General features: G+C 49.2%; 12 protein-coding genes and 2 pseudogenes. 10 read left to right on the plus strand and 4 right to left on the minus strand.

Annotated elements, in window-relative coordinates; all coding sequences use genetic code 11:
- Positions 1-13: 13 nt before the first annotated feature.
- The 7 genes from DO97_RS06135 to DO97_RS06155 are packed head-to-tail and all read left to right on the plus strand — an operon-like array spanning position 14 to position 6,111.
- Entirely contained in the window at positions 14-991 is a 978-nt protein-coding gene (locus DO97_RS06135) for a glycosyltransferase family 4 protein (RefSeq protein ID WP_036531811.1), read from the plus strand.
- Positions 988-2,241, plus strand: coding sequence for a lipopolysaccharide biosynthesis protein (locus DO97_RS06140; RefSeq protein WP_036531813.1), 1,254 nt, complete (start codon positions 988-990; stop codon positions 2,239-2,241). The genes DO97_RS06135 and DO97_RS06140 overlap by 4 nt, the downstream gene beginning before the upstream one ends.
- Positions 2,222-2,470, plus strand: a complete 249-nt coding sequence (locus tag DO97_RS24925) for a polysaccharide biosynthesis/export family protein (protein WP_204368504.1) — start codon at positions 2,222-2,224, stop codon at positions 2,468-2,470. Before DO97_RS06140 ends, DO97_RS24925 begins: the two co-directional genes overlap by 20 nt.
- Positions 2,471-2,529: 59 nt before the next feature.
- Positions 2,530-3,306, plus strand: a complete 777-nt coding sequence (locus tag DO97_RS06145) for a polysaccharide biosynthesis/export family protein (RefSeq protein ID WP_204368505.1) — start codon at positions 2,530-2,532, stop codon at positions 3,304-3,306.
- Positions 3,307-3,365: 59 nt separating this feature from the next.
- On the plus strand, positions 3,366-4,181 hold the full coding sequence (locus tag DO97_RS24930; RefSeq protein WP_204368506.1) for a GumC domain-containing protein: 816 nt from the start codon (positions 3,366-3,368) through the stop codon (positions 4,179-4,181).
- 40 nt (positions 4,182-4,221) lie between these two features.
- Positions 4,222-4,737, plus strand: coding sequence for a hypothetical protein (locus DO97_RS24935; RefSeq protein ID WP_204368507.1), 516 nt, complete (start codon positions 4,222-4,224; stop codon positions 4,735-4,737).
- A gap of 45 nt (positions 4,738-4,782) precedes the next feature.
- The gene (locus tag DO97_RS06155) at positions 4,783-6,111 is read left to right on the plus strand and encodes a capsular biosynthesis protein (RefSeq protein ID WP_052128454.1); all 1,329 of its coding nucleotides are present in this window, start codon (positions 4,783-4,785) and stop codon (positions 6,109-6,111) included.
- Here the strand turns inward: DO97_RS06155 and DO97_RS06160 are convergent.
- The 4 genes and pseudogenes from DO97_RS06160 to DO97_RS30105 form a co-directional block, all read right to left on the minus strand.
- Complete coding sequence (locus DO97_RS06160) at positions 6,108-7,025, minus strand: M15 family metallopeptidase (RefSeq protein ID WP_081980644.1); 918 nt, start codon at positions 7,023-7,025, stop codon at positions 6,108-6,110. The two genes, DO97_RS06155 and DO97_RS06160, sit on opposite strands and share 4 nt — an antisense overlap.
- Positions 6,979-7,416: a transporter substrate-binding domain-containing protein gene (locus tag DO97_RS24940; RefSeq protein WP_204368508.1), complete on the minus strand. Its 438-nt coding sequence runs from the start codon at positions 7,414-7,416 to the stop codon at positions 6,979-6,981. The genes DO97_RS06160 and DO97_RS24940 overlap by 47 nt, the downstream gene beginning before the upstream one ends.
- Positions 7,417-7,553: 137 nt before the next feature.
- Entirely contained in the window at positions 7,554-8,030 is a 477-nt protein-coding gene (locus tag DO97_RS24945) for a transporter substrate-binding domain-containing protein (protein ID WP_204368509.1), read from the minus strand.
- Between the two features lie 259 nt (positions 8,031-8,289).
- Positions 8,290-10,463, minus strand: a pseudogene (locus DO97_RS30105) (glutamine synthetase III family protein).
- A 498-nt stretch (positions 10,464-10,961) separates the two neighbouring features.
- On the opposite strand from DO97_RS30105, the gene DO97_RS26025 reads away from it, so the two are divergent.
- The 3 genes and pseudogenes from DO97_RS26025 to DO97_RS30835 form a co-directional block, all read left to right on the plus strand.
- On the plus strand, positions 10,962-12,752 hold the full coding sequence (locus tag DO97_RS26025; protein WP_052128455.1) for an MASE1 domain-containing protein: 1,791 nt from the start codon (positions 10,962-10,964) through the stop codon (positions 12,750-12,752).
- Positions 12,753-13,026: 274 nt separating this feature from the next.
- Positions 13,027-13,783, plus strand: a pseudogene (locus tag DO97_RS30830) (type IIL restriction-modification enzyme MmeI); the annotation flags it as partial.
- A 174-nt stretch (positions 13,784-13,957) separates the two neighbouring features.
- A partial coding sequence (locus DO97_RS30835; protein WP_036531831.1) for a DUF559 domain-containing protein occupies positions 13,958-14,292 on the plus strand: 335 nt, incomplete at its 3' end.

A 14,292-nucleotide genomic window follows, 5' to 3' on the forward strand; every position in this document is an offset into this window, starting at 1 on the left:
ATGGGATGCAGCAATGAAGTCGAAAGTTTGGCATATCATTGGGGATAAGCGGGCAGGTGGCTCCAATCACTTTGTGAAGCAATTGGTGGTGTCTCGATTGCGCGATCGCTTTGCTTTTTTAGTACTCCGCCTGGAAGAAGCCAGGGCACTGTTGAAAACTGAAAAACCCGATCTGATTGTTTTCCACTATCCCTGTGCCTGGAAATATCTTTGGGATTTGGTGTATTTCAAGACGAAAAGTCCCTTATTCATTTGTGAACATCATTATTGTCAAGGGTTTGAAGCTGATCAAGTTCATTCAAGAATGCGGTTTCGTTGGCTCCTAAGAATTGCCTATGGAATTGCCAATGGGGTAGTGAGTGTTTCCCAGGCTCAATGTCAATGGATGCTGGCTGCCCATCTGGTCAATCCAAGGAAAGTCAGGGTGATTACCCCTGCATCCAGGGTGGAAAATTTGTTGACGCTGCCCGCTAAATTTCCCTCCAGCCCCCTAATTCTGGGAGCCTATGGACGATTTGCGCGCCAAAAAGGATTTGATCGATTACTCAAAGTGATGGCTCAACTGCCGTCGGAAAAATTTCAACTCCTCTTAGGGGGGTATGGGCCCGATGAAGCCATCCTTCAGCAGCTAGCTGAAAATCTACCCCAGGTTCAAATGGTTGGCACCATTGGCGATGTTGCACAATTTCTGTCTCGGTGTCATGGGGTGGTAATTCCGTCTCGTTGGGAACCCTGGGGCTTAGTCTGTTTGGAGGCAAAGGCAGCGGGGAAAGCCGTCTTGGTCGCAGCGGTTGATGGCTTACCTGAACAGGTTCAGGGATGCGGTGAGGTAATTCCCCTTAATGATCTGGATGCCTGGAAAGATGCGATCGCTGCATTAGCGGAGCAAGATTTGATCACGTGGGGCAAAAATGGCAGAGCCTCCGTAGTAAATGCTTGGGAAAATTGCTTAGATCATTGGGAAGCATTTCTAGGAGACGTGACAATGTGAAACAATGGCTAACTGCTAAGTTGCAACAACTAGATAGTCCGTTTGTCCGTAATGTGGGGTGGCTAGGCGGATCGGGGGCGCTGATTCGGGTTTCTCGGTTGTTAGCAACCATTATTTTGGCGCGTTTTCTGACTCAACATGACTATGGTTCAGCGGCGTTGGTGTTAACTAGCAATGAGTTTGTCCGCGTCTTTACTCGCAATGGGGTCGTCGTCCGCTTAATTCAAACTGAGGCAGAAAATTTATCCCATCTTTCCCAGTCGGCCTACTGGCTGAACTGGGCTATGTTTATCGGGCTATTTTTTATTCAATGCGTAGTTTCATTTCCCATTGCTTGGTTTTATCGGGATACTCAAATTATTTTGCCGATCTGTGTCATGGGTTTGAATTTGTTAATGATTCCCCAAGGACTGGTGCAGGCGGCACTGTTGCAACGGGAAGGGCGTTTTAAGGTGATTGCCCTGACGGAAATGACACAAATTTCCACCGATAATATTCTTTCAGCTATTTTGGCGATCGCTGGATTGGGAATGTGGGCGATCGTGTTACCAAAAATTCTGGTCGCACCCATTTGGGTTTATATCATTACCAAAAATCATCCCTGGCGACCCCAGGGGAAATTTACGACGGAGCATTGGGGAGACTTAGTGGGTTTCGGACAGAGTGTCTTGGGTGTGGAATTACTGAATACCCTCCGAGCCAATTTAGACTATTTGATTATCGGACGATTTTTAAGTCTAGATGCGCTGGGCATTTATTATTTTGCCTTTAATGCAGGATTAGGTATCAGCTTGGGAATTATTACCTCAGTGAAGTCGGCCTTATTGCCCCATTTATGTGATGTGCGCGATAATTTACAACAATTTAAATCTCGATATCTACAAAGTCTCAAAACCATTGGCCTGATTATTATTCCCCTGGTTTTGCTCCAAGCATCGCTGGCACCTTTTTATGTGCCAATTGTCTTTGGACATAAATGGATTGCTGCGACACCAATTTTGATTTTAATTTGTCTATCAGCCATTCCCCGTCCCTTTGCGGATTCTGCTTCCCAGTTGCTGTTAGCCATCAGTCAGCCCAAACTGGACTTGATTTGGAATCTAATTTTTACTGTTATTTTTGCGATCGCCTTATTAATTGGTGTCCATTGGCAAGGCGTGGGAGTTGCCACGGCTGTATTTTTAACACATCTGATTTGTCTGCCTTTCTTTACCGTCTGGGCTTCTCGATATGTCTTTAAAGATGCCTGAATGGGCAATACTGGCGACGGTCAGTGGCCTACTTTCTGGTCTGCTTGTTCTTCCCGCTACAGCCTTACCCCTCTCACCGGGGGATCGCATCGAAGTCTCCATTCCCAATGAAACCTATTTTGCACGGGTCTATGAGGTTAACCAGGATGGCAATTTAGAAGTTCCTTATTTGGGGTTAGTTTCTGTTTTAGGACTAGAGCCACAAGCAGTTCAGAAAAAACTTATCTGAAGCCCTGATTAAAAAAAAACTTTTTTCCGCCTCAGCGGCTGCAACTGTCCGTTCAAGTCGTGATTTGGGCTCCGGTGCAAGTCAGCATTGCTGGAGAACTTTTTCAACCGGGACGGGTGTTAATTAATGAACCTAGTGATGTTCCCATGATCACTTCAATTTCGGGAGATAGTCGGCAGATAACAGGCAATTATCCCGTGAGACGGTATCTGACTGTTGCGATTCGGGCAGCCGGGGGAATTTTACCAACAGCGAATGTTACCCAAGTGAAATTGAGACGGGGGCATCAAGAGCAAACCATTGACCTTTCAGGAGTTTTTACCGGAACGCCAATTGAAGATATTCCCCTGATCGCAGGGGATCAAATTATTGTGCCCAGGAGCGATCGCTTTCAACCCGAACTCATGCGTCCTTCTCAAATTACACCTCCAGGGATTAAAGTTTTTGTTTCCAATCTCACCACGCCTGCGACTAGTAACGCCACCTCTGCCGTTGGCAACCAACAGGAGGGGATTACCTTTCCCTATGGGGCTCGCTTTAGCCAAGCGGTGATTTCTGCCAACTGTGCCGGAGGAATTTCCACTACAAACGCCGATCGAAAAGCCATTTTAGTCCGTGTTGATGCGTTGACGGGTAAAACGACCGTTGTCGAACGAAAGGTGGAAGAATTATTACGCAACTCTTATAGTAATGAAGATAACCCGCCACTTCTACCGAGAGATGGAGTTGCTTGCTATGATTCAAATATCACTAATACTCGGGATATTTTTCGCTCAATTTCAGACCTGCTAAATCCTCTAAATCCCCTGCTTTTATTACTCAATTTCTTACGTTGATGGAAACTGAGCCTAAATCACTATCGGTAGAATTACAAACAACAGTCTCAGGGAAATTGTTGCCCTGGCCACGCATTTTAAAATATATTATTGTTGCTCTACTCGCTAATGGAATAATCTGGGCTTTTTCCCTAGGGTATTTAAAAAACGTAAAGCCGATCTATACCAGTGAATTAACCCTGAATGTTGCCGCAAATGGACAGGGTGTCAATGTCAATTTGCCAGATGTGGGGCAGGCTGTCACTTCCACCACGTCTGCTTTTGGTGCAACCTCTGACCCACGGGAAAATTACAAATTGATGGTCATGGGAGCGACTATTTTGCGAAATGCCGCAGAATTGGTGCATTTATCAGAGACAGACTTTGGTGAGCCAAAAGTCAAAATCATCAATAATACAACCATGATGGAGATTAAGATCAGTGGCAACAGTGGGGAACAAGCCCAAGAAAAGGCAAGGGCCCTTTATCTTGCCTTAACCGATCGTCTGACAGTATTACGAGCTAACGAACAGGCCCAACGCAATAAAGCGATTAAGCAAGCCGTCGCCAGCGCCCAAGAAAAACTCGCCAATGCTCAACTCCGTCTCTCTAGCTACAAAGCGTCATCGGGTCTCAACTCTGTGGAACAAATCACCAATTTAATTGGTAATATTGAAAGCCTACGCAAACAACGAGCTGAACTCAGAGCCCAGGAACGACAAACCCGCGATCGCCAACATCAACTCTCTGCTAATTTGGGACTCTCGGCTGAGGACGCGGCGGCAGCCCTGCTGCTCCAAACCGATCAACAATTCCAAAAAAGTTTGAAGGATTATAGTGAGTCCACCCTGGCTCTGAAAACATTGCTGGAAAATCGGGGGGGACAACTATCCTGATGTCATTGCCCTCCGTGAAAAACAATCTGCTGCCCTGCTTGTGCTCCTGAAAAGAGGGCGTTTACTGTTAGGGAGAACTATTAATCAATTTGCATTAGAACGCCTGAGTCTAGACAATAGTAATGGCTCGGGAATTAAACGTGGTGAGCTGTTTCAACAACTGGTACAGCTGAATTCAGAACATCAAGGTCTGGTGGGCCAACTAGCCGTATTAACCCAACAAATAGATCAACTAGAAACTCGACTGAATCTTTTTTCCCAAAAACAATCCATTTTAGATCGGCGTTTTCGAGAACTTCAAATAGCGGAGGCAATTTTTACCTCTACCTTGGCAAAAGTAGATTTAGGAAACAGTGACCCCTACGGTTCTTTCCCGTTGCTAGAGTTGGTTGAAGATCCTAGTCTCCCTGAAGAACCTACGGCTCCAAAACCAAAACTCGTGGTTATTGGCTCCATTTGCGGCTCGATTTTAATCACGCTCGGCTTAACGTTAATCTGGTGGCGGACTCCCATTCTCAAAGTCACCAAGAAAACAATTCAAGACATTCTTTCCTAAGCCTCACTTAAGCTCCTTTGAGCAGCCAATCCCCGTAAATCCTCTATGTCTGACAGCCCCACCATTCAACCTAAAAACTTTCCAGAACGAATGGTTTGGTACAGCATCATATGGACCTATGGCTTCTATCTAATCGGTGCAACATATATTGTTGGCTCGGTTTTAAGTTGGATTCTAACCCTTTATTTATTGTTCAAGGTTTGGGTGCAAACGGAAGATACCCCTGCCGAAGAAAAAATTGTTGTTCCTTGCATTACCTGGGTTTGGATTCTGGGGATGTTGGCCATGGAAGTGGCATTAATCATCGGTCATTTAGACTATGACTTGTCGATGGGCGAGCTGATCAAATCTTCTGTCGGATGGGCTAAAGGGTGGGCTGCTTTAGCTCTCTATCCCTTGGTTGGTGCTCTTAATATCCGCCCCCAAATCATCTACCGGGCAATTTGCATTATCGGTTTGCAAACGCTGATCATCTCTCCGTTGTTAATTGCGGCTCCAATCTTACATTTTCCCGAAATTATCTATGTTTCTCCGCTTCGGCTTGTCGGTGGCCCCAGCGATCGCTTCTTTGATGTTTCCTTTTATGAAGTCGATTTCGATGGTCAAATTCGCCAACGTCTCTTCACCCCTTGGGGGCCAGCCCTGGGGTTTGTTGCCAGTATTTATTTTATTTTGGTCCTAGGGGAAAAAAATCCCAAATGGCGTTGGTATGGCATTATTGGATCGATTTATTTAGGTTACATTTGTAAATCTCGATTATCTTTAGTTTCATTGCTCTTAACTCCGATTATTACCTTTTTCCTTTCCCGCTTGAGCCGCCCTATTATTCTCATTTTTCTGGGATTTACTACCACGATTACGGGGATGTTTGCACCTGCGATTCTCAGTACCCTCGATACGATCATGACGAAATTCTCCGAAGCCAGAGCCGCATCCAGTAAGGTCAGAGGCATCCTCAGAGAAATTGCGGGTCATCGCTGGGAAACAGAAGCCCCAATTTGGGGACATGGTGTTGTTGAAGCTGGCCCTCATGTAACGGAGTTTATGCCCATTGGCTCCCATCACACCTGGTTTGGTTTATTATTTGTTAAGGGTCTTGTGGGGTTTTATTCCTTAGCAATCCCAATGGTGATTAGTTTTTTTGTGTTATTGTTTAAATCTCAAAAATATGAAACTGCTAGAGTGGCATTAGGGATTCTTTTTACACTGTTTCTCTATACGTTTGGTGAAAATTTAGAAATTTTAGCTTATCTATATTGGCCTGGTCTGATCGTGATTGGCATTGCCTTTAAGCCATCGATTCTACCCAGTGCAGTGATCTCAGTACCATCTTCCGATGGCAGTGAGGTTCAGCATATTCAGACGCATGGCTAGGGTTGGGCTGTGTGCCCTCGGGCTTTATAGAACGTCTCTAGGCTGGCGCGATCGCCGACGAATCGCCAGTGCCAGGGTTCGTAACTCACCCCCTGAGGATTGCCCTGGGGGAAGGACAACTCAAAGCTAAAGCCAGCCGCATGGACTTGCAGCCATTGAAAGGCATGGGTGTTTTCAAAATCGCGGTTCAGATTTGTGGCGGGAACCGTCCCATCACCGATGTCCACGGCATAACCCGTATGATGTTCACTGTAGCCCGGAGGGGCACTTACTTCCGCTCGTTTGGCCGTCGTTTGTTCCCGTTCTTCTTTAACTTTGAAAAACAGATAGTTTTGATCCGCAATGGTGCGAAACCCAGAAATTGGCACCAGGGACACTCCATCTGCCTGGGCAGCCGCCACCATCTGCTGAAAAGCCCTTGCTGCGGCTCGACGCAGTTTCAGGCTGCCATCAGCAACGATCGGGGCTAACTCTGAGTGGGGTGCTTCGGCATAGGCAAAATGCCCTAAAACTTGATCTGCAGGCTGTCCCGAGATCGAAGGCTGGGGAGTTGCCGAATTAGCTGACGAGGCGAGATTGGCCGGACGCAGAACTTGCAGGAAGCCCCAAAGACTGAGTGGCGCGATCGCCCCCAGCCCTAGCAGAATTACAGCCCAACGGAGCCGAGAGGATTTTCGGGGGGAGGAACCTGCACTGGGAGTGATGCGAAGTGCCTCCGGAATATCATCCTGGAGCGGCTTTGGGGGTAGCTTTCCTGACAGGCCAGTTTTTTTCCAAGGGAGTCTCTTGCACCTAGGGGTTTCACTGATCCAAATTGTAGACTGGCGAAGGGAGGGTTGGTCTAAGTACCCATGTTCCCTCGTCTGGTTACTCGCTGGCAAACCATTTTTTATAAAGCTCCTGGTAAGTGCCATTCTCCTTTAACACCAGGAGTGCCTCATTAATGCGTTTGCGATAGGGGCTATTTTTTGCTAGGGCAATGCCATAGTCCTCACGACGGAAAATATTCCCGACGACCTCCACCTTCCCCTTGCCCTGATTCGAGGCATAGTAGAGCAACACCGGCGCATCAAATACCACCGCATCAACTTTGTTATCGAGCAGCGCTTGATAGGCTTTCTCAATCTGGGGATATTCTGCGAATTGAATTTTGCGTTGTTGCAAGTACGTTGCTGAACTGCTGCCTGTGGTGGTGGCAACCCGTTTCCCTGGTAAATCGTCTGGTCCTCGAATACTGCCTTGAAGTTGCTGTACCGTCAGGGACGTGGTCACGGTCGCTGTAAAGTAAGCAATAAAAAACCACACTGGTAAACATCATCAAGATGGCAACGATCCGTCCCAGTGGGCCTTTGGGCATATCGTCTACTTGAGCGCCCAAGGTGCCTGCTGACCACCAAATTGCCGTGAAGATCCCTGGGAAATAAGACTGACGCTGGAAGATGCTATCTTCTCGATGACGCTCGAACAACCAGATCAAATGAGCTGGCACCAGAATCATCAGCACCGTAATTCCTACCAGTTGTAAAAAACCCAGCAGAAAAGATAATCGACGCCAGGTTGAACCCCCCGCCTCCGTTGGACATGTTGGTTCGAATCAGAATTTCCAAACCCGATTGAAACATGGGCAGCGAGAAATCCAACTCCTTCTCTCGTTCCGCCGTGATGGAAATGGCGGCAATGCCCACATTCACCTTCCCAGACTTCACATCGGTGAGGAGATCCTTCACCGTCGGTTTAACGATGAGGTCTGACTGCACCCCCATTTCCTTGGCGATGCCTTGCCAAAGCTCCATGCTGAAGCCTGTGAGTTGACCCTTCTCCTGGATCACGAAGGGTGAAATGACGCGCGTCCCTACTCGTAAGGTCGGGTTGGCAGTCTGAGCTGGGCTAGGCTCAGCAACGACCAGTAACAGCAGCATTCCCCCTGCTAGAAAATGCCAAAGATTAGGTTTCCGGGGAGGATGCGGCTGATCCAAATCGGATGGGTAGCCGCGTTGATGAGATTTCCTACGGGATAGCCGCGAGAATAAACCTGTGTTCACAGCAAACCTACTTACAAAACTGGCAGGATTATAGAGCATTCTCTAGGGCACACCAAAAAATCCTGCTGCCATCGTTCCAGATTGATCAAAAAAAAAGACCGTTCATTGTGAACGGTCCTGCTCAAGTAAAGAAATGCTATTTAATGAACAACATTTCCTGATAAGTGGGTAAGGGCCAGAGGTCATCAGCCACTTCACCTTCAAGGGCATCTGCGTATTCACGCACGCCATCCATTAACGGACGCACTGTTTTTGCTAGATACTGCATGTGGTCTTCAGGGGTAGCAAAATCGTGCTTGCTCAATGCCAGGCTTAACTTGCTCACCAAGTCCATCATCGATTGAGTTAGAGAAGCGACCTTTTTGAGACTTTCGTCTTCAAACTCAACCCCAATTTCCTTGAGACCGGCAATGGTGCTAGAAAGGTCAGACAAGTATCGAGTGGCGGCAGGGTAAATGGCTGTTTTTGCCATGCTCACCACCAGTTTTGCCTCGACTTCAATCGAAAGAATGTACTGTTCTGAGTAGGTTTCAAACCGACTGGCCAACTCAACCGGAGATAGAACTCCCATCTTCTGGAACAGTTCTTCAATGTACGGTTCCTTCAAAACGGGCAATGCATCTGCGGTGGTATGCAGGTTGGCTAATCCCCGCTCCTCAGCCATTTTGTGCCATTCTTCCGAATACCCGTTGCCGTTGAAGACCACCGCACCATGCTCATCCATGACCTCCTTGAGGACGGTATGAATGGCAGTATTCAACTCTGTTCCTTTTTCCAGAGCAGTTTCCAACTTGTCGGCCATCCAGTTTAAGGAGTCTGCCAGGATGGTATTCATCGCCACCAAGGGGCCGGCCACGGATTGGCCTGAGCCAACAGCACGAAACTCAAATCGATTCCCCGTAAAGGCAAAGGGGGAGGTGCGGTTGCGATCGCCGGGATCTTTGGGCAACAGTGGCAGGGTATCCACCCCAATATTCATCACCCCCCTGCTCTTGGAACCCTTGACCTCACCCTTGCTAATTTGCTCAAATACATCTTCTAATTGCGATCCCAGGTAGACCGAAATAATTGCTGGGGGGGGCTTCATTGGCACCCAGGCGGTGGTCATTACTCGCCGTTGCTACGACGGAACGCAACAGCGGTCCATACTTGTGAACACCGCGAATTACCGCACCACAGAACACCAAAAATTGGGCGTTGGAGTGGGGTGTATCTCCCGGATCTAGCAAGTTGCCCTGGGTGGCATTGCCCACCGACCAGTTGACGTGCTTCCCTGAGCCGTTAATCCCAGCAAAGGGTTTTTCATGGAGCAAGCAGACAAAGCCATGCTTCTTGGCCGTGTTGCGCAAAATCGTCATCAGCAATTGTTGATGGTCCGTGGCCACGTTTGCCGCTTCAAAAAAGGGCGCAATTTCAAACTGACCCGGAGCCACTTCATTGTGTCTGGTCTTGGCAGGAATCCCGAGCCGATATAACCGCTCTTCCACATCCTGCATGTACACCTGAACGCGCTCAGGAATCGCCCCAAAATAATGGTCATCAAACTGTTGACCTTTAGGAGACGGTTTTCCAAATAGGGTTCTGCCTGCCAATAACAAATCGGGGCGACAGTTGGCAAAATTGGCATCGATCAAAAAGTATTCCTGTTCGGCACCACAACTAGAGTTGACCGTGGCAACTTCAGTGTTTCCGAGGAGCTTCAAGACCTTCGTGGCCGCTTTGTTCATGGCGGCATTGGAACGCAATAGCGGTGTTTTTTTATCGAGGGCTTCCCCAGTCCAGGAGACAAAAACCGTGGGGATGCAGAGGGTGGCCCCATTGTCGGTTTCCATGACAAAGGCGGGACTGGTAACATCCCAGGCAGTATAGCCACGAGCCTCAAAGGTGGAGCGAATGCCGCCACTGGGGAACGAGGAACCATCTGGTTCCCCCTGAACCAGGACTTTGCCTGCGAATTCCGAGATTACCGAGCCATCGCTTTGTACCGATACAAAACCATCGTGCTTTTCGGCGGTGGCATTGGTCAGAGGATAGAAAACGTGAGCGTAATAAAGTGCACCTTTAGCAATAGCCCAGTCTTTCATTGCCACGGCAACCACGTCAGCAACAGAGCTATCCAGCTGTTCCCCAGATTGAATGGGTTTTTTTCAGAGACCTGAAGATGCTTTTGGGCAGGCTCTCTTGCATTTTACTCAGCGTAAATACATCTGTGGCCCACAGATCTTCCAATCGTTTGGGAGCTTTCGGTGGCATCGGCTCTCGATTGGTAATCTGATAAATTGCTTGAGCGCGCGACTCATTTCCACTCACAGAAATTTCCTCTTCGAGTACATAGGTCTGCCGATGATACTGAAAACAGAGACTTTAAACAGGTAGAAAAGATACCAATTTAAAGTTCTGGGTATGTATGGCAGGGGAGTTTAGCGGTCAAGGCCTCCTCCGTAATTCAATCCAAGCCAAGTATAAAGACTCACTGCAAAGGTGAATTTGGATTAAATCAGTTTTTCTCAGAAAGTGTTGCTAGGGCGCTGAACCTGCCCTCCATGGTTCAGCATTCCTCGCTGAGTCACCTCAATCCGGCAGCAGATGTTGTGCTTAAGTACCTGCCGTGAAGCTTATCTCATAGGGATCACAGCCTTACAAGGGCAAAGTCATGTACTCAACCTTTAAATTTGGGGTTGACTGATTGGCTCGCAGCTAGGGGGGCTGGAAAGCTCTCTAGCATCAGCAGCTTAGGGATACCTGGCAGGTTCTCCCTTATACTAGATGCACATCTGCGGATCGGGTTCTGAGTCGCCCTTCGATTCCATGAAGGTTCATCCCCAACGACAAACCCCATCAGTTAACTTGGGGCATTGCCACCTCTGGAAGCAAGTTGGCGCTGCGATCGCCTACTATGCTGCTGCTCAGTTTTCCATTGCCTTTGCGACGCTCCCAGATGCGGCTTCTACGCCGATTTGGATCGCCTCTGGGGTGGCGGTGGGTGTCATGTTGCTGTGGGGATATACCCTCTGGGTGGGGATCTTCGTCAGTATTTTTGTTCTTGAATTTACTTTATTTAAGGGGTGGACAGGGTCAGGATTGTTTTTGACCCTAGCCGTCACGGCTATCACCACTTTTGGCAAGGTGTTGGCCGTCTACTGGACACAAAAACTAACGGACGGTCGCCACATTTTAGACCGTTCCCAGGATGTGCTGCGGTTTGTGGTTGTCGGAAGTTGCTTCAGCCATCTGCCCGTCGGGGCGATTTGTGCGGCGCTGGTCTGCGCCTTGGGCAAAGCACCCTGGTCAGCTTACCCAACGGTGATGTTGAATTGGTGGCTAGGGGATGCCTTTGGAATTTTAATCTTGGCACCACTGATCGTGGCTTGGGGCAGAGATGCCGCCCAGTGTCTGCATCTCCTCAAACGGCGATCGCTGGAAGGGGTCATCCTAGTGTTGTTGGTCTTGGCGGTGAGCGGGATTGCCTTTAGCAGCCACTATCCCCTGGAGTACATGTTGATCCCGCTGATCGTTTGGGCAGCCTTTCGCTTCCAACAGCCCGGTGCTACCTTGCTGATGGTTGCAACCTCCATTCTGGCGGTGATTGGAACGGCTCAAGGGTATGGCTCCTTTGTCAGAGACTCTCTCAATGAATCGCTGTTGCTGCTCCAGTCTTTCATTGGTGTGATTGCCCTCACCACCCTGCTGCTCTGTGCGGTGTTGAGTGAAAATGAGCAGGTCAGAGCGGAGTTACGGCAGATCAATGCCACCCTGGAACATCGAGTCCATGATCGCACCCTACAACTGGCTGCCGCTCATGATCAAATCCTGGCACTGAATGAAAAACTGAAGGCTGAAAATCTCTACATGGGTGCCAAGCTCGATGTCGTCCGTCAGATCCAGCAGATGATTTTGCCGAAAGCCGATGAACTGCGGGCGATCGCCAACCTGGATATTGCGAGTTTTATAGAAGCGGCAGATGATGTCGGCGGTGACTACTATGATGTCTTTGAAACCGATGGTGTCGTCACCATTGGCATCGGCGATGTCACGGGTCACGGACTCGAAAGTGGTCTGTTAATGCTGATGACGCAGACGGCGGTGCGCACCCTGACTGAACTGCGGGAACAAGATCCCGTCAGGTTTCTAGATACCCTCAACCGCACCCTCTACAAAAATATTCGCCGCATCAATACCCACAAGAGTCTGACCCTGGCCGTACTCACCTATCTCGAGGGCAAACTGCGCATCAGTGGCCAACATGAAGAGGTAATTGTCCTGCGGGCATCGGGGGAGGTAACGCGCATCGACACCATGGATCTGGGGTTCCCCTTGGGACTCGCCTTTGAAATCACTGATTTGATCAACAGTATTGAGATCGAGTTGCAGCCAGGGGATGGCATTGTGCTCTATACCGATGGCATCACCGAAGCCATGAACGCTTCCCGAGAGTTTTATGGACTGGAACGACTCTGTACGATGGCAAGTCGTCACTGGCAGCAGGGAGCGATCGCCGTTGAAGCAGCGGTGATTGCTGACTTGCACCTCCACATGGCGGAGCAAAAGGTGCTAGACGACATCACACTCCTGGTAGTGAAGCGATCGCCCAGCGCTTAAAAATCCCAGCACAGTTGCAAATACAGCTACCAATTAGTTATCCACTAGTTATCTCGCTTTAGTCTTGGGTTGGGGCAGCATTTTGAGAGCCTCTTTCAAAATTTAAGATTCCTGCACTGCGATTTTCCCAGAAGACACTGCGCCATGGGCAAAGCCTGGTCGGAGACCATCGCATCCTCCATCATCAAAAAATCAGGGTAAGATTTCAAAATTTCGTTAAGAGGCGATCATTGAAGCTCTGAGCGATCGCCCCTGAGCTATTGATGGTCGGAGTATGAATGCAGTCGAAATCGAAGAAGCCGTTTCCCGGTTAGCTGAATCCCCCTTTGACCCAAAGGAGTTTCCGTTCGCGTTTCTGGAGGCGTTTGGGAATAAGGCTACGACGATCAAGCGGCTAAAAAGCAATAGCTCGAATCAATCGGATCTACCCGGCGGTGTCCTCCAGCGCAACAATATTCATTTGAAGGTGTGTGCTGAGGGGGAGGTGGGCGCGACGCTGACGGCATTGCGGGATAGCCCAGCGACGGCGCGGCAGAAGGTGAAGTTTATCCTCGCGACCGACGGCACCAGTTTTGAGGCGGAAAACCTGGCGGATGCCGAAACCATCGCCTGTGCCTACCCCAACTTTGCCGACCACTTCGGGGTTTTTTCTGGCGTTAGCGGGCATCACGACGGTCAAGCAGATTCGGGAAAATGCCTTTGATATCAAGGCGACGGGGCGGCTGAATCGTCTCTACATCGAACTGCTGAAAGATAACCCTGACTGGGACACGGACGATCGCCGGGAAGCGATGAACCACTTCATGGCGCGGTTGATCTTCTGCTTTTTTGCGGAGGATACGAATATTTTCCACGGCGATCGCCTGTTCACTGCCACCGTGCAGCAGATGAGCGCCAGTGATGCCTCGAATACCCATGAAGTGCTGTCGGAGATTTTTCGGGCGATGGCGACACCGCTAAAGGATCGGCCGGCAGCGGGAATTCGCAATTGGGCGAATGGGTTTCCCTATGTGAATGGGGGGCTGTTTAGCCCTCATCCTGTCCCTCATCCCCTAACCCCTTCTCCCAAGCAGGGAGAAGGGGGATCGGACAATCTGGCTCCCCTCTCCCAGAACGAGAGAGGGGCGAGGGGTGAGAGTCTTCAGGCTGGCGAAGAGGGACAAGACGGCGAATATTGGGAAATTTCCCCTGCGCTCAGGCAAAAAATGACTGAAGTTGCCCGCCAATTTCGCAAAGAACCTACTCACAGCGAAGCGATCCTCTGGCAAGCCCTGCGTGGACGCAAACTAGAAGGACGAAAATTCAGACGACAGCAGCCGATTGGAGCATTCATTGTTGACTTTTTCTGTGGTGCAGAACGGCTGATCGTGGAAGTGGATGGGGCGGTGCATGACTCGCAGAAAGAGGCCGATCGACAACGGCAGGAATTGTTGGAGTCATTAGGGTTGAGAGTAGTCCGGGTATCGAGTGAGTTGGTTGCAACGAGGCTAGATGATGCATTGGCTGTCGTGCGACAAGCGTTTTCCCCTCATCCCCTAAC

Origin of the sequence: Neosynechococcus sphagnicola sy1 (genome assembly GCF_000775285.1) — a bacterium.
Taxonomy (GTDB): Bacteria; Cyanobacteriota; Cyanobacteriia; order Neosynechococcales; family Neosynechococcaceae; genus Neosynechococcus; species Neosynechococcus sphagnicola.

Bases quoted from the DNA above. Each gene is read 5' to 3' on its own strand.
- DO97_RS06135 (WP_036531811.1), top strand. From the start codon at position 14: ATGAAGTCGAAAGTTTGGCATATCATTGGGGATAAGCGGGCAGGTGGC.
- DO97_RS24925 (WP_204368504.1), top strand. From the start codon at position 2,222: ATGTCTTTAAAGATGCCTGAATGGGCAATACTGGCGACGGTCAGTGGC.
- DO97_RS06155 (WP_052128454.1), top strand. From the start codon at position 4,783: ATGTCTGACAGCCCCACCATTCAACCTAAAAACTTTCCAGAACGAATG.
- DO97_RS06160 (WP_081980644.1), bottom strand. From the start codon at position 7,025: ATGGCACTTACCAGGAGCTTTATAAAAAATGGTTTGCCAGCGAGTAAC.
- DO97_RS24945 (WP_204368509.1), bottom strand. From the start codon at position 8,030: ATGCTGCTGTTACTGGTCGTTGCTGAGCCTAGCCCAGCTCAGACTGCC.
- DO97_RS26025 (WP_052128455.1), top strand. From the start codon at position 10,962: ATGAAGGTTCATCCCCAACGACAAACCCCATCAGTTAACTTGGGGCAT.